The organism is Pseudoselenomonas caprae (genome assembly GCF_008271345.1).
In the GTDB taxonomy this organism is placed as follows: domain Bacteria; phylum Bacillota; class Negativicutes; order Selenomonadales; family Selenomonadaceae; genus Selenomonas_A; species Selenomonas_A caprae.
Window position 1 is genome coordinate 128,874 of record NZ_VTOZ01000004.1, and the last position, 16,645, is coordinate 145,518.

Annotated in this window: 19 protein-coding genes; all 19 read left to right on the forward strand. The window is 55.8% G+C overall.

All coding sequences use genetic code 11. The features are described from left to right. The first annotated feature begins 63 nt into the window (after positions 1 to 63). The gene (gene alaS / locus FZ041_RS03140; RefSeq protein WP_187626289.1) at positions 64 to 2,682 is read left to right on the forward strand and encodes an alanine--tRNA ligase; all 2,619 of its coding nucleotides are present in this window, start codon (positions 64 to 66) and stop codon (positions 2,680 to 2,682) included. An 85-nt stretch (positions 2,683 to 2,767) separates the two neighbouring features. After that, positions 2,768 to 3,808 (forward strand): HlyD family secretion protein, encoded by a 1,041-nt coding sequence (locus FZ041_RS03145; protein WP_149188486.1) that lies wholly within the window; start codon positions 2,768 to 2,770, stop codon positions 3,806 to 3,808. A gap of 172 nt (positions 3,809 to 3,980) precedes the next feature. Continuing rightward, complete coding sequence (locus FZ041_RS03150) at positions 3,981 to 4,280, forward strand: YerC/YecD family TrpR-related protein (protein ID WP_075442466.1); 300 nt, start codon at positions 3,981 to 3,983, stop codon at positions 4,278 to 4,280. Positions 4,281 to 4,315: 35 nt separating this feature from the next. Beyond that, on the forward strand, positions 4,316 to 5,500 hold the full coding sequence (gene hisZ / locus FZ041_RS03155) for an ATP phosphoribosyltransferase regulatory subunit (RefSeq protein ID WP_149188487.1): 1,185 nt from the start codon (positions 4,316 to 4,318) through the stop codon (positions 5,498 to 5,500). Further along, positions 5,497 to 6,024 carry an HDIG domain-containing metalloprotein gene (locus FZ041_RS03160; RefSeq protein WP_149188488.1) on the forward strand — a complete coding sequence of 176 codons (528 nt, stop codon included), beginning with the start codon at positions 5,497 to 5,499 and terminating at the stop codon, positions 6,022 to 6,024. Before hisZ ends, FZ041_RS03160 begins: the two co-directional genes overlap by 4 nt. An 89-nt stretch (positions 6,025 to 6,113) precedes the next feature. Next, entirely contained in the window at positions 6,114 to 6,779 is a 666-nt protein-coding gene (gene hisG / locus FZ041_RS03165) for an ATP phosphoribosyltransferase (protein WP_149188489.1), read from the forward strand. Then, positions 6,776 to 8,113, forward strand: a complete 1,338-nt coding sequence (hisD, locus tag FZ041_RS03170; RefSeq protein ID WP_149188490.1) for a histidinol dehydrogenase — start codon at positions 6,776 to 6,778, stop codon at positions 8,111 to 8,113. The genes hisG and hisD overlap by 4 nt, the downstream gene beginning before the upstream one ends. A gap of 6 nt (positions 8,114 to 8,119) precedes the next feature. Then, positions 8,120 to 9,190 carry a histidinol-phosphate transaminase gene (hisC, locus tag FZ041_RS03175; protein WP_149188491.1) on the forward strand — a complete coding sequence of 357 codons (1,071 nt, stop codon included), beginning with the start codon at positions 8,120 to 8,122 and terminating at the stop codon, positions 9,188 to 9,190. Next, positions 9,187 to 9,777, forward strand: coding sequence for an imidazoleglycerol-phosphate dehydratase HisB (hisB, locus tag FZ041_RS03180; RefSeq protein WP_149188492.1), 591 nt, complete (start codon positions 9,187 to 9,189; stop codon positions 9,775 to 9,777). Before hisC ends, hisB begins: the two co-directional genes overlap by 4 nt. 15 nt (positions 9,778 to 9,792) lie before the next feature. Then, entirely contained in the window at positions 9,793 to 10,404 is a 612-nt protein-coding gene (hisH, locus tag FZ041_RS03185) for an imidazole glycerol phosphate synthase subunit HisH (protein WP_149188493.1), read from the forward strand. A gap of 14 nt (positions 10,405 to 10,418) precedes the next feature. Then, on the forward strand, positions 10,419 to 11,150 hold the full coding sequence (hisA, locus tag FZ041_RS03190) for a 1-(5-phosphoribosyl)-5-[(5-phosphoribosylamino)methylideneamino]imidazole-4-carboxamide isomerase (RefSeq protein ID WP_075442458.1): 732 nt from the start codon (positions 10,419 to 10,421) through the stop codon (positions 11,148 to 11,150). A 1-nt stretch (position 11,151) separates the two neighbouring features. Further along, positions 11,152 to 11,910: an imidazole glycerol phosphate synthase subunit HisF gene (gene hisF / locus FZ041_RS03195; protein ID WP_149188494.1), complete on the forward strand. Its 759-nt coding sequence runs from the start codon at positions 11,152 to 11,154 to the stop codon at positions 11,908 to 11,910. Beyond that, positions 11,910 to 12,620, forward strand: a complete 711-nt coding sequence (hisIE, locus tag FZ041_RS03200) for a bifunctional phosphoribosyl-AMP cyclohydrolase/phosphoribosyl-ATP diphosphatase HisIE (protein ID WP_074514858.1) — start codon at positions 11,910 to 11,912, stop codon at positions 12,618 to 12,620. The genes hisF and hisIE overlap by 1 nt, the downstream gene beginning before the upstream one ends. Before the next feature lie 14 nt (positions 12,621 to 12,634). Next, positions 12,635 to 13,381 (forward strand): SagB/ThcOx family dehydrogenase, encoded by a 747-nt coding sequence (locus tag FZ041_RS03205; RefSeq protein ID WP_149188495.1) that lies wholly within the window; start codon positions 12,635 to 12,637, stop codon positions 13,379 to 13,381. 83 nt (positions 13,382 to 13,464) lie between these two features. Then, positions 13,465 to 13,632 carry a hydrogenase maturation nickel metallochaperone HypA gene (locus FZ041_RS03210; RefSeq protein WP_143092097.1) on the forward strand — a complete coding sequence of 56 codons (168 nt, stop codon included), beginning with the start codon at positions 13,465 to 13,467 and terminating at the stop codon, positions 13,630 to 13,632. Between the two features lie 75 nt (positions 13,633 to 13,707). Next, complete coding sequence (locus FZ041_RS03215) at positions 13,708 to 15,504, forward strand: EAL domain-containing protein (RefSeq protein WP_149188496.1); 1,797 nt, start codon at positions 13,708 to 13,710, stop codon at positions 15,502 to 15,504. Between the two features lie 157 nt (positions 15,505 to 15,661). Then, on the forward strand, positions 15,662 to 15,835 hold the full coding sequence (locus tag FZ041_RS03220; protein ID WP_255449220.1) for a type II toxin-antitoxin system HicA family toxin: 174 nt from the start codon (positions 15,662 to 15,664) through the stop codon (positions 15,833 to 15,835). 33 nt (positions 15,836 to 15,868) lie between these two features. Next, positions 15,869 to 16,285, forward strand: coding sequence for a type II toxin-antitoxin system HicB family antitoxin (locus tag FZ041_RS03225; protein ID WP_075428029.1), 417 nt, complete (start codon positions 15,869 to 15,871; stop codon positions 16,283 to 16,285). Between the two features lie 17 nt (positions 16,286 to 16,302). Continuing rightward, entirely contained in the window at positions 16,303 to 16,602 is a 300-nt protein-coding gene (locus tag FZ041_RS03230) for a hypothetical protein (RefSeq protein WP_075428030.1), read from the forward strand. The last annotated feature ends 43 nt before the right edge of the window (positions 16,603 to 16,645 follow it).

A 16,645-nucleotide genomic window follows, 5' to 3' on the forward strand; every position in this document is an offset into this window, starting at 1 on the left:
AACACAACAGTGATAAAGTCACTGCTGAAAATACCTATATGGGGGTAGATTTTTTTGAAGTATATGAGTGGTAACGAACTGCGCGAAGCATATCTGCAGTTCTTTTCCGAGAAAAAAGGCCATCTGCGCCTGCCGAGTTTCTCTCTGATTCCGAAAGATGACCCGACGCTCCTTTTGATCGGTGCGGGCATGGCGCCGCTGAAGCCGTTCTTCACGGGCAAGATGAAGCCGCCTCGCACGCGCGTCACGACGAGCCAGCGCTGCGTCCGTACCGGCGATATCGAGAACGTCGGCCGCACGGCGCGTCATCAGACGTTCTTCGAGATGCTGGGCAACTTCTCGTTCGGCGATTACTTCAAGGGTGAGGCTATCCCCTGGGCTTGGGAGTTCCTGACGGAAGTCGTCGAGCTGCCGAAGGAGAAACTCTGGGTAACGGTTTATCCGGACGACGAGGAAGCCATCGAAATCTGGAAATCCCAGCCGGGCTTCCCGCAGGATCATATCGTCAAGATGGAAGATAACTTCTGGGAAATCGGCCCTGGCCCGTGCGGCCCGGACTCCGAGATCTACATCGACCTCGGCGAGGAGCGCGGCTGCGGTTCGCCGGACTGCGCAGTAGGCTGCGACTGCGACCGTTATCTTGAGATCTGGAACCTCGTATTCACGCAGTATGACAAGCAGGAAGATGGTTCTTATGCCAACCTCGCGCATAAGAACATCGATACGGGCTGCGGCCTTGAGCGTATCGCCTCCGTTGTCCAGAACAAGAAGACGAACTTCGAGACAGACCTGCTCTATCCGATCATCGAATATGCTGCCAACGTTGCTGGCGTCAAATACGGCGAGGATGACGAGAAGGATATCTCGCTGAAGGTCATCGCTGACCATGCCCGTTCCATGGCTATCATGATCATGGATGGCATCCTGCCGTCCAACGAGGGCCGTGGCTATGTCCTGCGCCGCATCCTGCGCCGTGCTATCCGTCATGGCCGCATGCTCGGCATCAAGGACAAGTTCCTCGAGGGTGCCGTTGACGCTGCTGTCAACATCTACCGTGGCGCCAAGGATTTCGAGGAGCTCATCAACAAGGCTGACTACATCAAGAAGGTCATCAGCATCGAAGAAGACCGCTTTGCTGCTACCCTCAATCAGGGCATGGAGCTCCTGAACGGCGAGATCGAGACGGTCAAGAAGGCTGGCAAGAAGGAGCTCGATGGCCAGGTTGTCTTCAAGCTTTACGATACCTTCGGCTTCCCGTGGGAACTCACCGAGGAGATCCTGCACGAGAACGAGCTCGACCTCGACAAGGAGGGCTTCGAGAAGGCCATGGAAGAGCAGCGCACGCGTGCGCGCAACGCACGTGCCGAGAACACGCGCGTCGAGGTTCCAGACCTTTCGAGCATCGATGTCAGCAAGCTGACGGTAGACGAGACGGCCAAAGAAGGCAAAGTCGTCGCTATCTGGAAAGACGGCGTGCTCGTCGATGAGATCACGGACGGCGAAGAGGCTGGCATCATCCTCGACAAGACGCCGTTCTACGCCGAAGGCGGCGGACAGGTCGGCGACGAGGGTATGCTGGTCAGCGAGTTCGGCCGCATCAAGGCTGTCAATGCCAAGAAGCTGCCGGATGGCACGGTATACCATGTTGCCTATGTTGAGGAAGGCCAGCTCAAGGTCGGTGAGACGGTCAAGATCGAAGTCGACCAGACGAAGAAACTGGCTTCGGCCCGCAACCATACGGCTACCCATCTGCTGCAGGCTGCCCTCAAGCAGGTTGTCGGCGACCAGGTAAGCCAGGCAGGCTCCTCCGTTACGCCGGAGCGCCTGCGCTTTGACTTCACGAACTTCGAGCCGGTGACGGCTCAGCAGCTCGCTGACGTCGAGGAACTCGTAAACCTCGAGATCCTCAAGGGCACGGATGTCGAGATCAGCCATATGGGCATCGAAGAGGCGAAGGCCGCTGGTGCTATGGCCCTGTTCTCCGAGAAATACGGCGATGTTGTCCGCGTCGTCAAAGTCCCGGGCTTCTCGATGGAGCTCTGCGGCGGTTCCCATGTCAAGAACGTCGGCCAGATCGGCATGTTCAAGATCGTCAGCGAGTCCGGTGTCGCATCGGGCGTACGCCGCATCGAGGCTATCACGGGCCAGGCTGCCCTTGACTATGTCCAGGGCAAGATGGCAGTCCTCGCCGAGGCTGCTGCCAAGCTCAAGGCCAAGGAGGAAGATGTCCCGGCTCAGATCGAGAAGGTACAGGCTGAGGTCAAGGCTATGCAGAAAGAGCTCGCGGAAGTCGCTGCTATGCGTGAGCAGGCTGATGCTGCAGATCTACTCGGCGGCATGAAGACCGTGAATGGCGTTGCGGTTGCTTGCGGCAAATCGAATGCTGCTGGCATGGATGAGCTCCGCGACGTTGCCGATATGACGTGCTCGAAGCTCGAGTCGCCGTGCGTTGTCGTCCTGGCTTGCGCTAACGACGGCAAGGTCAACCTCGTCGTCAAGGCCGATAAGGCCGCGGTGGCCAAGGGTATCCATGCAGGCAAGGTCATCAAAGAAGCAGCTGCTGTTGTCGGTGGTGGCGGCGGCGGCCGTCCGGACATGGCCCAGGCTGGTGGTAAGGACGCCAATGCGATCCCGCAGGCACTCGATAAGGCATTTGCCATGATCGAAAGCCAGCTCGGCTGATCGTTCCATAGATAAAGGAACAGACTCCCTCTGGAAAGAGGGAGTCGTTCTATCTTGGTGACTATATAGTAGGGAGGTATCCCGCATGGAAAAAGACATCACAAGCAAAGTCAAGAACATCCTTCGCTTCGGCGCGCTTGGTCTAGTGCTGCTGGCACTCCTGGCTGGTGGCGGCGTCTATTGGTATCAGCATCACAACAAGACCCTGACGGTCTATGATGCTAAGGTAGCCAGTACGCTGGTACCCGTGAAGGCCCGCTCGGCCGGCAAGATCACGGAAGTCGTAGTAAGTGATGGCGATCATGTCGAAGCCGGCGATGTGATTGCCCGTGTCGAGACGAATATCACGGACGCAGACATCCAGCAGTTGCAGCAGAACCTTGAGCTCAGCAAACAAAGCCTCGAGCAGCTCAAGAAGGGCACGACGATGACGACGCCGGCTGCGCCTGCGGCTGTACCGCAGGTCGATACCGGTGCCCAGCAGCGTGCGGCGCAGGCCTATAGCCGCATGCAGCGCATGAATGAGCTCTATAGCATGGGCGCTATCAGTGCTGTCAAGCGCGATGAAGCTGCGGCCGCCTATGCAGCAGCGCAGGCAGCCGCGCAATCGGCAAGCAGCCGGCCGGCCTATACGGCACCGGCGCAGACCACGACAGTGCCCGTAAGCCCCGAAATCCTCAAGCAGGCCGAGGCGCAGGTCAAACAGGCAGAAGCAGCACTGGCTAATGCCCAGCAGGATCAGCAGTCGACAGAGATCCTCGCACCGGCAGCAGGTACGGTCATCCTTACGGATACAGCAGCCGCTGATACAGCCGTCAAAGCGGACCAGGTCATCGCGAACATCATGGATGCAGGCAGCGCCTGGATCGAGGCACGCGTGACGCCCGAGCAGGCAGCCGCTATCCGTCTCGGCCAGTTTGCCGAATACGAACTCGATGGCCACAAACTGCAGGGGACAGTGCAGGATATCGTTGACCCGTCAACGCCTTCCGAGGATGAAGCTGACAAGTCAGATTCTGCTGGCGGTGATGGCCGCTTGACGGTACGTATATCACTTCCCGCAGATTTGCCGTTTACGCTGAAACCGGGACTGGAAGCAACGATAAAGTTTGCAATCGATGGCTAAAAATCCTTTTCAGATGGACAGACAGCTGTGGTAATTTACAATCTGAGCCCTTTGGCACGACTAATCGTGCCAAAGGGCTTTTCTTTTGCGGCAGGCTGTGCTATAATGACAGGTAATTTCACAAACTAAAGGAATAAAGACGGAAAGAACAACTGGAGGAGGATACAGGATTATGGTTAATCCGAAACTGAAGGACAAGCTCAATGACCAGCTATGTCAGGCAGTGCTCGCGCTGAAAAACATGGATGAATGCTATCAATTCTTTGAGGATATCTGCACGATCAGTGAGCTCAAATCCATGTCGCAGCGGCTCGAAGTGGCAAGGATGCTCAAGGCCGGCCATACGTATGACGACATCGTCGAGCAGACTGGTGCCAGCACGGCGACGATCAGCCGCGTCAAGCGCTGTCTCAACTACGGTGCTGATGGCTACAAGACGGTGCTCGAGCGCCTGCCAGAGCAGCCTGAATAAAACGACAATCCGAAAATCAAAGGAGCGAAGAACCGATGGAAAAAGACAAGAATGTATTGGAAATCCCTTACGGTACCCGTGACTTCCTGCCGAGTGAAGCGGCCAGCAAGCGGGCAATCGAGACAAAGCTTGCCGAGCTCTTTGCCGAGTGGGGCTATGACGAAGTCGTCACGCCGACGATCGAGTACCTCGACAATCTGACGCTCGGCAGCAGCCGCAGCAGCGAAGCCCATCTGTTCAAACTCTTTGATAAGGACAACCGTACCCTGGCGCTGCGCCATGAAATGACGACGCCGATTGCGCGGCTCGTCAGCAGCCGCCTGCAGGAATATCCGCTACCGATGAAACTATCGTATATCAGCAGCGTATTCCGCTATGAGCAGACCCAGATGGGCCGCCAATGTGAGTTCCATCAGGCTGGCGTCGAGCTTATGGGCAGCACGAGTCCGTTTGCCGATGCCGAAATCATCGCGCTGGCTATCCAGGGACTGCTGCGCGCAGGACTTACGGATTTCCAGATTTGCCTCGGGCAGGTAGAATTCATCAGCGGCATCATGGAGCAGTATCATCTCGCCGCTGATGTCAAGGAGAAGCTCAAGCTGGCTATGGAGCAGCGTGACCTCGTAGCTCTCGGCAACACGGTGGACGCCCTCGACCTGCCCGCAACGGCGAAGTCTGTGCTCAAGAAGCTGCCCGTGCTCAGCGGCGGTGAGGACATGATAAAGAAGGCCTACGATCTCGCACTCAACGAGCAGAGCCGCCGGGCCCTGGACAATCTCTGTGAAATCTATCGGCTGCTCAAGGCCTATGGTGTCGAGCAGTACGTCCGCTTCGATCTGGGCATCATCCGTGACTTCAGCTACTACACGGGGATGGTATTCGAGGCCTATACGCCGGGGCTGGGCTTCCCGCTTTGCGGTGGCGGCCGCTATGACCACCTGCTGGCCGACTTCGGCAATGCCTGCCCGGCCACGGGCTTTGCCAGCGGCATCGAGCGCATCCTGCTCGCTCTGGAGCGCCAGGGCATCGAACGCCCGATGCGCGCCCGCGACATCTATCTGGCCTATGCGGCGGGCAAAGAGGCAGCAGCCATCGCCAAAGCCGAAACACTGCGCCGCGAAGGCAAGACCGTCGAGCTGTCCCTCGCGTCGCAGACGCAGTCTGAAGCCGAAACAGCCCAGCTTGCCAAGGGCTACCGCGAATTGGTATACCTCGCATGATGCAGCGTGTCCGTCAATTTTACCGCGCCATGACGGCAGATATCACGCCTGCTGACCGGGCCTTTGTTGACAAGTCAATCCCCAAAGCGGCACAGCCGCTTTTCTATGCGATGCATCCTGCCGATCAGTATCATGCACTCCATGTGGCCCGCACGGCGCTGGCACTGGCTGACATGTCAGATCTGACCGTTGACCGGTCCATGCTGCTGCGCTGCGCCTTGCTGCACGATGTCGGCCGCGTCAGGGGGGATCTTGACGTCTGGGGCAAGGTCTTCACGGTGCTCATGGACCGTTTCCTGCCCCGGCTGGCTGAGAAGCTCGCCTGCCCTGGGGGGCAGGGACTTTGGTCAAAGCCTGGCCATGCCATCTACGTCTACTACCATCATGCAGAGATCGGCGCCGCCAAGCTGCGCGCCATCGGCCTGACCGGCGAAGCGGCGCTCATCGCCAGGCATCATCAGCCGCCAGCTGCCGGTGATGCTCCGGAGCTCTGCCTGCTGCGTGAGGCGGACGAAAGAAATTAACACCTTGGCTTGACGTTTACAACTTTACATGTTAGTATTGTTACATGTTATTACTTTAACGAGATAAAGAATTATCCAGGAGGTCAACTATGCAGTCAAACAATATGGATTACCTGACAATTGCCCTGCCTAAGGGGAAATTGTTTGGCCTGTCGGCAGAACTTTTGGCAAAGATTGGCTATACGGCAGAAGGCCTATCCGATAAATCGCGCAAGCTCGTCATCACCAATGAGGAGAAGAAAATAAAGTTCATCGTCTCCAAGACGGCCGACGTACCGACCTATGTAGAGTATGGTGCCGCCGATATCGGCGTCATCGGCAAGGATGTCCTGCTCGAATCCGGCAAGGATGTCTACGAGCTCCTGGATCTCGGCTTTGGCCGCTGCCATCTGATGATGGCTGTGCCAAAGGCCGAAAAGCGCGCCAAACTTACAGATTACAACCATACCCGCGTCGCGACGAAGTTCCCGCATATCGCCGAGCAGTTCTTCAACCGCCACGGCATGCAGATGGAATACATCAAGCTCAATGGCTCGATCGAGCTTGGCCCAATCGTCGGCCTGTCGGAGAGCATCGTCGATATCGTCGAGACGGGGACGACCCTCAAGGAGAACGATCTCGAGGAGATCGTATCCATCCAGGAGGCAACGGCCCGGCTTATCGCCAACCGCGTGAGCTTCAAGATGAAATTCGACCGCATCCATACCATGGTCAGTGATTTGCGTAAGATACTGGAAAGCGAGGCTGCAAAATGAGAATCGTAAAAGCAAGTGAGGTTGGGGAGCTGGAAGTCGAGCGCATGCTCACGAAGGCTGCCTTTGATGAAGTAGAGCTTAGTCCGAAGATCCGCGAGAGCAATAAAAAGCTCTTCGGCCGTGATATGAGTGCGGCTGAGCTTGTGCGCCAGATTGTCGGCGATGTCCGCAGGGACGGCGACAAGGCAGTCATCCATTACACGAAGCTCATCGACCGCGTCGAGCTTACGCCGGAGAGCTTCCTCGTCACCGAGGAAGAGTTCGCAGCGGCAGAGGCTGCTGCCGCTCCGGCTGTCGTCGAATCCCTGCACAAGGCCGCCGAAAACGTCCGCCGGTATCATCAGGAGCAGAAGCCAAATTCGTGGATGACCTATCGTGAGCACGGCTCGCTGCTGGGCCAGTCGGTGATTCCCCTCGACCGGGTGGGCATCTATGTACCGGGAGGCACGGCAGCTTACCCGTCCTCGGTCATCATGAACGCCGTACCGGCTGTCGTGGCTGGTGTCCGTGAGATCATCATGATGGTACCGCCCAAGAACGGGCAAATCAATCCCTATGTGCTGATTGCCGCCCGCGCTGCCGGCGTGAAGAAAATCTATAAGATTGGCGGGGCGCAGGCGATCGCTGCCATGGCCTTTGGCACGGAGACCATCCCGCGCGTCGATAAGATTACCGGCCCGGGCAATATCTTTGTCACGCTGGCCAAAAAGGAAGTCTACGGCAATGTCGATATCGACATGCTCGCAGGCCCGAGTGAAATCCTCATTGTCGCCGACAAGACGGCAGATCCCGTCTATACGGCTGCCGATATGCTTAGCCAGGCAGAGCATGACCCGCTGGCTTCCAGCATCGTGATTACCGACGACGCAGAGCTTGCTGCCAAGGTGGAAGCCGAGGTCGAAAAGCAGCTTTTAAAGCTGCCGCGCCGCGAGATCGCCCAGACTTCGATTGCACGCAACGGTCTTATCGTGGTAGCCGACGACATGCGGCAGGCCATCCGCTTTGCCAATGTTTCGGCCCCCGAGCATCTGGAACTCTTGACGGCGGAACCTTTTCAGCTGCTTCCCTATATCCGTCATGCCGGGGCCGTATTCCTGGGCGCTTATTCGCCCGAGCCGCTCGGCGATTACTTCGCCGGCCCGAACCATGTGCTGCCGACTGGCGGCACGGCCCGCTATTACAGCGTACTGAATGTCGAAACTTTCATGAAGCGCACGAGCATCATCTCGTATACACAGCCAGCTTTGCAGGCAGTCAGCGAGGATATCATCCGCCTGGCCGAGAACGAAGGCCTGCAAGCTCATGCGAATGCAATCCGTTTGAGGAGGAAATAAAGAATTATGTTGAAATACCGTACTGGTTTGAAGGATATGCCATCCTATGATGTGGTGGAGCGCGACTGGCAGATCAAGGTCAATGCCAACGAGTGCAATATGAACCTGCCGCCGATGGTGGAAGACCGCCTGATGGGGCGTCTCTCCCGCGTCGCATTCAACCGCTATCCGAATGAGGAATACGATGCCCTGCGCGAGCAGATCGCCGACAACCACAAGCTGCAGAAGGAGAACGTCCTGCTGGGCAGCGGCTCCAGTGAGATCATTGAAAAGCTGTTCTACTGCTTTGGCGGTACGAAGGCCAAGAAGATCGTCTATCCGGAACCTTCCTTCTCGATGTACCGCATCTATGCCAAGGCCGCGCAGGCTACGGGCATCCCGGTAGCCCTCGAGGAGGATTTCTCCCTCGACATCGAGAAATTCGTCAATACGGTCAATGAGGAAAAAGCCGCCCTGGCCGTTATCTGCAACCCGAACAATCCCACGGGAACGGGCTACTCGGTCAGCGATATCGAATACATCGCCGACAACATCCATGGCAACTGCGCACTGCTCATCGATGAGGCTTATATCGAGTTCTATGGCCGCACAGCAGTCGGCCTGCTCAGCAGCCATCCCAACCTCATCGTGGCCCGCACCTTCTCGAAGGCCTACGGCCTGGCCTCGGCCCGTGTCGGCTACATGCTCGCCAGCACGGCCATCGTCACGATGATCGAGAAAGCGTACATGCCGTACCATATGAACGTCCTGTCGCTGGCCACGGCTGACATCGTCTACCAGATGCGCCATGAATATGTGCCGCGCATCCAGATGATGATCGCCGAGCGCAAGCGCATGAGCGCCGAGCTCGGCAAGCTGCCCGGCGTCACCGTCTATCCGTCAGAGACGAATTTCGTGCTGATCCGGTATGCCAAGGCAGCAAAGCTCAACGAATATCTGGAGAGCAAGGGCATCGGTGTGCGCTGCTTCGGCGATGCGCCGGGGCTCAAGAACTGCCTGCGCATCTCAATGGGCCTGCGCGAAGAAAACGATCAGTGGCTTGATGCCATCCGGCAGTTTGTGGAGGGCAGGGCATGAGTATGCGTACAGCATCTGTAGAACGCAAAACGGCGGAAACAGCCATCAAGCTCGTGCTGAATCTTGACGGCCGTGGCAATGGCGTCATCGATTCGGGCATCGGTTTCTTCGATCACATGCTGAACCTCATGGCTTCCCATGGCCTGCTCGACCTGACGCTGGCCTGTGACGGTGACCTTGAGGTCGACGGGCACCACTCGATAGAAGATATCGGCATCGCACTCGGACAGGCCTTCAAGCAGGCCATTGGCGATAAGAAGGGCATCCGCCGCTACGGCACCTTCTATCTGCCGATGGACGAGGCGTTGGCCTTTGTTTCCCTCGATATCAGCGGGCGGCCCTTCCTCGTCTACGATGGCGGCGAGATGGCGCCGATGATTGGCGGCTACGATACGGAGCTCACCGAGGAATTCCTGCGGGCCTTTGCCTTCCATGCGGGCATCACGCTCCATGTCAAGGTCCTCTATGGCACGAATTCCCATCACAAGGTCGAGGCTGTCTTCAAGGCCCTAGGCCATGCCATCCGCCAGGCGGTAGAAGACGACCCACGTGTCGAGGGCATCCCATCCACGAAGGGCATGCTGTAAAGAGGAGGGCCAGCGATGATTGCGATAATCGACTATGGAGCAGGTAATTTATATAGTGTTGAGAAGGCCTTTGCCGCCCTGGGGGCTGACGTCAAGGTAACCAGCAGGGCAGAGGACATCCTTCAGGCCGATAAGCTCGTCTTGCCAGGCGTCGGTGCCTTTGGCGAGTGCATGAAGAAACTCACGGACTCGGGGCTCATCCCCGCCATCCGCCAGTGCGTCGACAGCGGCAAGCCGCTGCTTGGCATCTGCGTCGGCTTGCAGATCCTCTTCGAGGGCAGCGAGGAGTCGCCAGGTGTCCGCGGCCTGGGCTTCCTGCAGGGAATGGTCAGGAAGATCCAGGCACCGGAGCTGAAGGTGCCGCATATGGGCTGGAACAGCCTGTCTGTCGTGAGACCGCGCCGGCCCCTTGACCTCTTTGCGGGACTTGCGGCTAATCCCTATGTCTATTTCGTCCACAGCTACCATGCGGTGCCTGACAATCCGTCGGTCGTCACGGCTTGGACCGAGTATGGCGAGCGGCTTACTGCCGCCGTTGCCAGCGGTGATATCCAGGCCACCCAGTTCCATCCCGAGAAGTCAGGCGACGTTGGCCTGCAGATCCTCAAGAATTTCGTAGAAGACTAAAAGGAGTTGTAACCATGCTGATTTTCCCTGCAATCGATATCCGCGACGGTAAATGCGTGCGCCTGTTCAAGGGCGATTTTGCGCAGGAGACTGTCTTTTCCGATAAACCTGCTGAAATGGCCCAGAAGTGGGAAAGTCAGGGGGCGCAGTTCCTGCATCTTGTCGATCTTGACGGCGCGCTGGCTGGTGCATCCCGCAATCTTGAGACCGTGAAAGAGATCCTCGCCGCGGTGGACATCCCGGTGGAACTCGGTGGCGGCATCCGCACGATGGAGAATATCGACGAAGTGCTGGCACTGGGCGTGCGCCGCGTCATCCTCGGATCGGTGGCGGTCAAGAATCCTGCCCTCGTCAAGGAGGCCTGCGCCAAATATGGTGACCGCATCGTGGTCGGCATCGATGCCAAAGATGGCATTGTGGCCGTCGATGGCTGGGGCGTTTCCGGGGATGTGGATGTCACGACGCTGGCCAAGGAAATGAAGAAAGCTGGAGTCAAGACCATCATCTATACGGATATTTCCCGCGATGGTACGCTGGAAGGTGTCAACGTGGAGGCTACGGCCAAGCTGGCCCGGGAAAGCGGCGTGAATATCGTCGCCTCGGGGGGCGTCAAGTCAACGGCGGATATCGAAGCCCTCAAGCCCTATGAAAAGGACGGCATCGAAGGCGTGATTGTCGGCAAATCGATCTATATGGGTACCCTGGATTTACAGCAGGCTATTGAAATTGCCGCCAAGGAGGATTAAAATGTATACGAAACGGATAATTCCTTGTCTTGACGTCAAAGATGGCCGGGTGGTCAAGGGAACCAATTTTGTAGGCCTGCGGGATGCAGGCGATCCGGTGGAGCTGGCGGCACGCTATGACGAAGAGCGTGCCGATGAGCTGGTCTTCCTCGACATCACGGCCTCCAACGAAGAACGCAATACCATGGTGCAGGTAGCTAAGGACTGCGCCTCCCAGGTCTTCATCCCCTTCACGGTGGGCGGCGGCATCCGCTCGGCAGAGGACATGCGCCGCATGCTGAAGGCTGGAGCGGACAAGACCTCGCTTAACACAGCTGCCATCAAGGATCCTGAGCTCATCCGCGAAGGTGCCGAAAAGTTTGGCAGCCAGTGTGTCGTGCTCGCTGTCGATGCGCGCCGCACAGGCGAGGACAAATGGGAAGTCTTCATCAATGGCGGCCGCACGCCGACGGGCCTTGACTGCATCGAATGGGTCAAGAAGGCCGTAGCCCTCGGTGCTGGCGAAATCCTGCTCACGAGCATGGATGCCGATGGCACGAAGGATGGGTATGATATACCGCTGACGCGGGCAGTCTCGGAGGCCGTCGATGTGCCCGTCATCGCTTCGGGCGGTGCTGGCAAGCTCGAGCACTTCTACGATGTGCTGACGCTGGGCAAGGCGGATGCGGTTCTGGCAGCTTCGGTGTTCCACTATGGCCAGTTCACGGTGCGGCAGGTCAAGGATTATCTGAAATCTCGTGGCGTGGAGGTAAGATTCTGATGGACAAAAACATTGATATTTCCATGGTAAAATTTGACGAAAAAGGTCTGGTACCGGCCATCATCCAAGAGGAGAACGGTCAGGTCCTCATGATGGCCTATATGAATGAGGAATCCCTCAAGAAAACGATTGAGACAGGGTATACCTGGTTCTTCAGCCGCAGCCGCCAGAAACTCTGGAACAAGGGCGAAGAGTCTGGCAACAAGCAGAAGGTGCGGGAAATCTCCTACGACTGTGATGGCGACACGCTGCTGGTGCGGGTCCATCAGACGGGTGTGGCCTGCCATACGGGCACCTATACCTGCTTCAGCGGGCGCAAGCTCGTGGGCGAGGAGGAAAAGGGCGTGGCTGTCGTGCCGCCGGAGCCGCAGGTATCGCTGGCTACGGTCTTGAATGACCTCTACAACGTCATCCAGGACCGCAAGCTCAATCCCGTGGAAGGCTCCTATACGAATTATCTTTTCGATAAAGGACAGGATAAGATTCTCAAAAAAGTCGGCGAGGAAGCCGTGGAGACAGTCATTGCCTCGAAGAATCAGGCGCCGGAGGAAGTCCTCTACGAGATGGGCGACCTCTGGTATCACTGCCTGGTGCTGCTGGCCTATCACAAGCTCACGCCAGATCAGCTCTTAGATGAGCTTATGAGCCGCCGCAAGGGTGGAAACTATCACCAGTTCACAGGCAAGACCGGCGTCCGTCCGGATATGTAAGCGAGGATTACCCTATGAAAGAATATCCAATCGCGCAGGAGTTCCTGGCCGCAACCACCATGGCCAAGAATCCCAGCGTCCCCAAAATGGAAGGTGCCGAACCGCCAGCACCGGAAAAAGCCGTGGCCCCTGGCACGAAGATCATTCCACTGCCTGAGCCTGAACTCCTGCCGGATATACCGGTCAACTTTCTCGAGGTCATCGAGCTGCGGGCTTCGGTGCGCCAGTACAGCCAGGTGCCGCTGACGATAAAGGAGCTTTCCTATCTGCTCTGGTGCACCCAGGGCGTCAAGATGGGGCTGCCCAAGGGCGCCAGCAAGCGCAATGTGCCGTCAGCCGGTGCCCGCCATGCCTTCGAGACGTATCTTTTCATCCAGAACGTCAAGGGCATAAAGCCAGGGCTTTATCGCTATCTGGCCTTTGAGCACGCCCTGCTGCCGCTACGGACGGCAGAGGAAATGGGCGAAGCCTTCTGCGCCTGCTTCCGGGCCCAGAATATGACCAAGAACAATGCGGTTACCTTTGTCTGGAGCGCCGTGCCAGAGCGCATGACCTATCTCTTCGGCAGCCGCGCTTACCGCTATCTGTTCCTCGATGCTGGCCACGTCTGCCAGAACCTATATCTTGCGGCCCAGACGGTCAAGATAGGCGTCTGCGCACTGGGCGCCTACGAGGACGACAAGCTCAACGAAGTCCTGGGACTCGACGGCAAAAACGAATTTGCCATCTACGGTGCCACGGCTGGCAAGCTACAAGCATAATCTTTTCTGGAAACAAAAGTACCCCCATGAACTCGCACCCTGCCGATTCCATGGGGGTATTGTGCAAAGGAGGAGGGGACATCATGTTTGATGACGACGATGATGATGAGCGTTACTACGATGACGAAAACAACTACGTCTACAACAATTATGTCTGTGAAGACTGCGGCTATCGCTGGCTGGCCGATGACTACGCCATCAGCTGTCCCGTATGCGGCAGTGCCAACATCGAGCAGGACGAATTCCTATGACCCCACGCTATCCGCGGCCATGAGAAACGATACCATTCTCGCTGATAATCTGCAAGAGAAAGAAGTCGATGGATTATGGATACAGCAAACGCAAAGCTTGCAGGCAAGACCTCGCTGGAATGCTATCTGGCGAAGCATATCGACGAGGCGATCGAAAGGCATGAGATCACCGTCCATTACCAGCCAATCATCCGCAGCCTGACGGGAAAAATCTGTGCCTTTGAAGCTCTGGCCCGCTGGACAGATCCCATCTACGGCACGATCACGCCCAGCGTTTTTCTCGGTGTGCTGGAAGCCACCAACCAGACGCACAAACTTGATCTGGCCGTAGTCAAAGAGGTCTGCCAAACGCTTGCCAGCAGGCAGCAGCAGAACCAGCCGCAATTGCCGATTTCCCTGAACCTGTCGCGGCTTGACTTTTTGGCCGGGGATTTCTTTGCCCTGGTAGAAGCGGCGATGGACCAGTATCAGCTGCCCCGTGAACTGCTGCGCATCGAAGTCACAGAAAACATCTTTGCCCAGGACAAGCGCATCGAATCCTCGTTGAAGCGCTTTCAAGCAGCTGGTTACTTGGTATGGCTCGATGACTTCGGCGAGGGCAGTTCCTCCCTGAATGTGCTGAAGAACCATCAGTTCGAAGCCTTGAAGATCGATATGCGGTTCCTAGCACCGTTTTCGCCACGCGCCAAGACAATCATCGAATCCGCGGTCTGCATGGCGAAGAAAGTCGGCATCCACACCATCGCAGAGGGCGTGGAGACAAAAGAGCAGGCCGATTTCTTGACCAAGATCGGCTGCGAGAAGATGCAGGGCTTCTATTTCGGCCGTCCCATGCCGCTGGAGAAAGCGCTGGCTGCCTGCGAGGAAAACGGCATCGCCACCGAGGCAAACACTGCTGGCAGCCGCATCCGCACAGCCGAAGCCTATGACCGTGGCGAATATCTGAAGATCTTCCAGCCCATCTATGCACGGCGGCTGGAGGAGACCAAGCTGGAAAACATGCATTTTGCCTACTATACCAGTGCGACCACGGGCATCAACATCCTCAAAGGGCGTCATCTCTGGATGCGGGCGGCGGCCTGCATGAACGACTACCGTGAAATCGACTACGGCATCCAGCTGCTCAACCATACCATTTACAGCTCCGCAGCACGGCGCCAGCGGATCCAGGCCATCAGCCAGCAGCTGCACTGGGGCAGCAATATGCTGGAATCCCTGCTCAGCGACCTGAACCGCAACGAACAGCAATACATCACCCATACCTATCTGGCCTGCGTCTCCGAACATGCACCGGAAGAAAAGGGCAGGGGGCGGCTGTCCATGTGGCGTGCCTATGGACGCAAGACAGGCGTTGCCTTCGTCCTCAATCCCAATGCCATCTTCCGCCCGCTCGAACCATTGCCGCTGCTGTTATCGCCGGTGGAATATCTGACGCAGGAGCAATTTTCAGCCGGCTTTGACTGGATGCTCGAAAATATCGAACGCAATCTGGCAGCCCTCCAGCAGCATAAGCCCATGCAGGTCTTGAACTATTTTACCGATATGCTGATGACATCGCTGTTTTCCATCAAAAATCCCGGCTTTGTCGAAGAACGCGAATGGCGGTTTATCTACAAAGAATCCTCACAGGGACGGCTGGCATATGACATCGAAGTCATCGACGGAATCCCGCAGATCATCTATAAATTGCCAATCTGCGGTCCTGGCGATGAATATCCAGGCCTGCCGCTGCAGGAAGCTCTGGAAGAAATCATCATCGGCCCAAGCCAATATGCCGAAGTAATCCGCACCGCCTATGTCAAGCTCCTCGAAGAAATCGGCATCCATAACGCTACCCGGCTGGTGAGCAAAAGTAACATTCCGTTGCGGTAAATTATCAAGGCTTGCAGGCGAGTTTCAACCAATTCTTGCGCCGCTTTTGTGGATGACAGAAGATGCTTATATACTTGCATTATCTTGACACGTATAAAAGCACGTGCTAAGATAGACTTGGAAGGAGAAAATCATGAAATGATATTCTTCCAGGGAGATACTCAAAATCTTGAAAAAAGATGGGTGGCGAGAGGTTACCTGCATAGGCGACCATCATCAGCTCAAGCATCCGACAAAGAAAGAACGTGTTACTGTCCGGCATCCAGTTAAGGATTTGAGTCGTGACGACTTGAAGAGTATCGAAAAACAATCGGGACTTACATTTGATTAAGTCCCCTCCCTTTTGGGAGGGAAGGAGGCTATTATGGAGAGACCGAATTTTTATCACTACGTTGCAATCATGGATTATGAGGATGACGGCGTACATATAACGTTTCCTGATTTGCCGGGATGCGTTTCATTTGGCGAGGATGAAGCTGATGCAGTTAAACAAGCTCGTGAGGTTTTAGCCTTACACCTTTGGGGGATAGAGGACGACGGAGACGTGCCGCCAGTTCCATCCACGGTCAAGAATTTGTTACATACGAATAAACTGCCAGAGAATCAGACCTATTTCCTGGTTGAGACTTTTATGCCAAGTATTCGTGAAAAGATGGCTAATCGTGTGGTAAAGAAAACTTTGACCATTCCTGCATGGCTAAACGCACGAGCAGAAAGCTATGGCATTAATTTTTCACAGACTTTGCAAAGAGCTTTAAAACAAGAACTTAATCTGGTCTAAAGATAAGGATACAAGGAATGAAGTATAAAATTCTTTTTTGTTTTTTTGGGGGAATCCTCAGTTATTTTAACTTTATCGACCTACTAAAAGAGGATGACTTTCCTATTTTATATGCAATCTTAACTGAATTTGGAATAATATTCCTGGTAGGAATGAGTTGCTTCACATTGCGTTATTTTGTAAAACAATGGAAAATGAATCCGCAAAATGAAAAAGAGGAAAAAGAAAACAATACTCATCTAGGAGAATCGATACTTCTGCTTATATACTTATGGGGAGTTATATTTTATCTAGTGTGGGGATTTATAAAATATTAATAGCTAACTATTTACTTCCGATAAGTATAAACCTAGTGAGAAA